The organism is Achromobacter sp. RW408, from assembly GCF_003184165.1.
Classification (GTDB): domain Bacteria; phylum Pseudomonadota; class Gammaproteobacteria; order Burkholderiales; family Burkholderiaceae_B; genus Achromobacter; species Achromobacter xylosoxidans.
In genome coordinates, this window is sequence record NZ_QHHO01000038.1 from 1 (window position 1) to 3,645 (window position 3,645).

General features: G+C 67.4%; 4 protein-coding genes. All 4 read left to right on the forward strand.

From position 1 onward, the window contains the following. Positions 1-667 (forward strand): shikimate dehydrogenase (gene aroE / locus DK459_RS07550; RefSeq protein WP_110134622.1); only part of this gene is annotated, 667 nt, incomplete at its 5' end. A 4-nt stretch (positions 668-671) separates the two neighbouring features. Beyond that, positions 672-1,406: a monofunctional biosynthetic peptidoglycan transglycosylase gene (gene mtgA / locus DK459_RS07555; RefSeq protein WP_006388590.1), complete on the forward strand. Its 735-nt coding sequence runs from the start codon at positions 672-674 to the stop codon at positions 1,404-1,406. Between the two features lie 91 nt (positions 1,407-1,497). Continuing rightward, positions 1,498-2,676, forward strand: a complete 1,179-nt coding sequence (lptG, locus tag DK459_RS07560) for an LPS export ABC transporter permease LptG (RefSeq protein ID WP_054473845.1) — start codon at positions 1,498-1,500, stop codon at positions 2,674-2,676. Beyond that, positions 2,673-3,506 (forward strand): symmetrical bis(5'-nucleosyl)-tetraphosphatase, encoded by an 834-nt coding sequence (locus DK459_RS07565; protein ID WP_006388588.1) that lies wholly within the window; start codon positions 2,673-2,675, stop codon positions 3,504-3,506. The genes lptG and DK459_RS07565 overlap by 4 nt, the downstream gene beginning before the upstream one ends. Positions 3,507-3,645 lie beyond the last annotated feature (139 nt).

The window sequence follows — 3,645 nt, forward strand, 5'->3', positions numbered from 1 at the left end:
AACGGTGCCGTTCAAGCAGGAAGCCTATGCCTTGGCCTCGGGGCATCTGTCCAGCCGCGCGCGGCTGGCGGGCGCGGTCAATACCCTGTCCTGGCGCGACGGCGCCTGGCACGGCTGCAACACCGACGGCGTCGGCCTGGTTTCCGACCTGCTGCGCCTGGGCGTGCGCCTGAGCGGCGCCTCGGTGCTGCTGGTGGGCGCGGGCGGGGCCGCCCGCGGCGTGCTGCAACCGCTGGCGCAATCCGGTTGCGCCCGCATCCATATCGTCAACCGCACCGCTGCCCGCGCCCTGGAGCTGGCCGAAAGCTGGCGCGAGACGGGCGCCGAGCCGCAGACCCGCGTTACCGCCGGCGGCCTGCCCGACGCCGCCCTGCCCGGCGGCTGGAACCTGGTCGTCAACGCCACCGCCAGCGGGCTGCAGGACGCCGCCCCCGAGCTGCCCGCCGGCCTGTACGCCGAAGGCGCCGCCGCCTACGACATGATGTACGGCGCCCAGCCGACGGCGTTCATGCGCCAGGCGCGCCAGGATGGCGCCGCGCTGACGGCCGACGGCCTCGGTATGCTGGTCGGCCAGGCGGCCGAGAGTTTCTTCATCTGGCACGGGGTGCGGCCCGACCCCGCCCCGGTGCTGACGGCGCTGCGCGAGGCGCTCATGGCCGGGACCTGAGGGCATGGCCGCCCGCGGCAAGAGCGGCAAGCGCCGCTCCTGGTTCCGTATCATCACCGGCACGCTGATGGCGCTGGTGTGCGCGGTGCTGCTCTACCAGTTCTGGCTGTTCGGACTGGTGGTCTGGTACAACTACCAGAACCCCGGCAGCAGCGCCATCATGCGCGAGGAACTGGCGCGCCTGCGCGACGGCAACCCCGATTTCCAGCTGAAGTACGAGTGGGTGCCCTATGACAAGATCAACCGCAACCTGAAGCGGGCGGTGGTGGCGTCCGAGGATTCCAACTTCACGGAACACGACGGCGTCGAATGGGATGCCATCCGCAAGGCCTGGGAATACAACCAGAAACAGGAAGCGGCCGGACGCAGCAAGATGCGCGGCGGCTCGACCATCACCCAGCAGCTGGCCAAGAACCTGTTCCTGTCCAGCTCCCGCAGCTACCTGCGCAAGGGCCAGGAACTGGTGCTGACCTACATGATCGAACACGTCATGACCAAGGAACGCATCCTGGAGCTGTACCTGAATGTGGCGGAATGGGGCACCGGCGTGTTCGGCGCCCAGGCGGCCGCCAGGCATTATTTCAACGTGCCGGCGGCCAACCTGGGAGCCAGCCAGTCGGCCCGTCTGGCGGCCATGCTGCCCAATCCGCGCTTCTATGACAGCCACCGCAATTCCAACTACCTGAACTCGCGCGTGTACACCCTGACCCGGCGGATGCAGATGGTCGACATCCCCTGATACGGAAACCCGCCATCCGGACCGGTTCCCGCCCACCTTGGGCGGCCGGATTTGTTAAGCTTTCACGTTTACGCGCTCCTTCGTCCCTTACATGCGTACCGCCCGTCGCTACCTGGCCCGCGAGATCTATCGCTCTTGCGCAGTGGTCCTTATGGCCCTGCTGGGTCTTTTCACGTTCTTCGCACTGGTGGACGACCTGGACAACGTGGGTGACAAGTTCTCCATGATGGCCCTGCTGTACATGCAGGCGCTGGCCATCCCGACCCGACTTTACGACCTGCTGCCCATCGGCCTGCTGATCGGCGCCATCCTGGCCCTGGCCGGCCTGGCCCAGCGCAACGAGCTGGTGATCCTGCGGGTCTCGGGCGTCAGCGGCATGCGCCTGCTGCGCATGCTCTGGATCGTCACCATCCCGCTGATGATCGGGGCCGCCCTGCTGTCCGAGTACGTCACCCCCTGGGCCGAGATGAAATCCGGCGAGGCCAACCTGATGTTCCGCGGCAAGGCCGGCGGCGACCGCCTGAACAGCGGCTACTGGTTCAAGGAACCCACGGCCAACGGCGGCACCCGCATCATCAACATCGCCGCGCTGCAGGGCGACGGCCAGGTCACCGGCGTCACCCTCTACGAATTCAAGAAGGACCTGACGCTGTCGGTGCTGTCGACCGCGCCCAATGGCCTGTTCGCCCACGGCGACCTGGTCCTCAAGGACGTCTCGGAAACCCGCCTGGACGACAACGCCGCCGAAACGCTGGCCGACGCCCGTCCGCCCAAGAATCCCCCGGCGGTGGTGGTCAAGCTGCCCGAGCGCACGGTCGACACCACCCTGAGCGCGGAACGCCTGCTGGCGCGGGTCCTGACCCCCGAGCGCATGTCGATCGTGACGCTGCTGGACTATGTGGATTATTTGCGCAACAACCAGCTGCAATATGGTCGACAGGTGGTCGCCTTGTGGCGCAAACTGGCGTATCCGTTCACGTTGCTGGTGATGATCACCATCGCCGCCCCCATCGGCCTGATGCAGACGCGCCGTGGCGGCGTGGGCGCCAAGGTGTTCATCGGCATCCTGCTGGGCGTGGGCTTCTTCATGCTCAACCAGCTGGCGCTGAACGTAGGCATGCTGGGCAAGTGGCCGCCCTGGCTCACCGCCCTGGGGCCGAACATCGGCGCCATGGCCCTGGCGCTGGGCGCCATGAGCTATATGGAGTACCGCCACACCATCACCCGTATCGTCCAACAACGTTGGCCCTGGAGCAAGAGTCCCGCATGAACGGCAGTATCTGGATGATCGGCGACGTGCAAGGTTGCTGCTCGCCGCTGGATCGCTTGCTGTCCCACCCCGAACTGGTCGGCGATCCGAAGTCGCGCTTCTGGTTCGCCGGGGATCTGGTCAACCGTGGCCCGCAATCGCTGGCGACCCTGCGCCGCATCATCGACCTGGGCGACCGCGCCACGGTGGTGCTGGGCAACCATGACCTGCACCTGCTGGCGGCCGCCGCGGGCGTGCGCAAGCCGTCCAAGTCGGACACGCTGGACGAGATCCTGCGGGCGCCGGATTCGGCCGAGCTGATCGACTGGCTGCGCTCGCGGCCGCTGGCGCATTTCGAGCAGGACCACCTGATGGTGCACGCGGGCACGCTGGCCAAGTGGGACGTGGCCAAGACGCTGTCGCTGGCGGCCGAGGTGCAGGATGCGCTGCGCGGCCCGAACTGGCAGAAGGCGCTGCAGAAGATGTACGGCAACGAGCCGGCCACGTGGAAGGAAGACCACAAGGGCGGCAAGCGGATGCGGGTGATCATCAATGCGCTGACGCGCATCCGCCTGTGCACGCCGAATGGCCATATGGAGTTCGCGACCAAGGTGACGCCGGGCGCCTGGCCGGCGGGCCTGGTGCCGTGGTTCGACGTGCCGAACCGCGCGACGCGCAACGTGACGACGGTGTTCGGCCATTGGTCGACGCTGGGGCTGATGGTGCGGCCGGATGTGATCTGCCTGGATACGGGATGCGTATGGGGTGGGGCGTTGACGGCGTTGCGGTTGCAGGATCGGAAGCTGGTGCAGGTGAAGTGTTCGCAGTTTCAGGATCCGTTGGCTGAGTGAAGGCGCTTGCGGGGCGCTGGTTGCTGGGGTCTTGGGGGTTTTGCTTCGTTGGGCTGCTTCGTAGGTCGCCCCTCGGGCGGGCGGACCCGGTGGCGGGCGCCCACGATTGCGGTCCGGAGCGTTCGCTCCGGACTGCCCC

Bases quoted from the DNA above. Each gene is read 5' to 3' on its own strand.
- mtgA (WP_006388590.1), top strand. From the start codon at position 672: ATGGCCGCCCGCGGCAAGAGCGGCAAGCGCCGCTCCTGGTTCCGTATC.
- lptG (WP_054473845.1), top strand. From the start codon at position 1,498: ATGCGTACCGCCCGTCGCTACCTGGCCCGCGAGATCTATCGCTCTTGC.
- DK459_RS07565 (WP_006388588.1), top strand. From the start codon at position 2,673: ATGAACGGCAGTATCTGGATGATCGGCGACGTGCAAGGTTGCTGCTCG.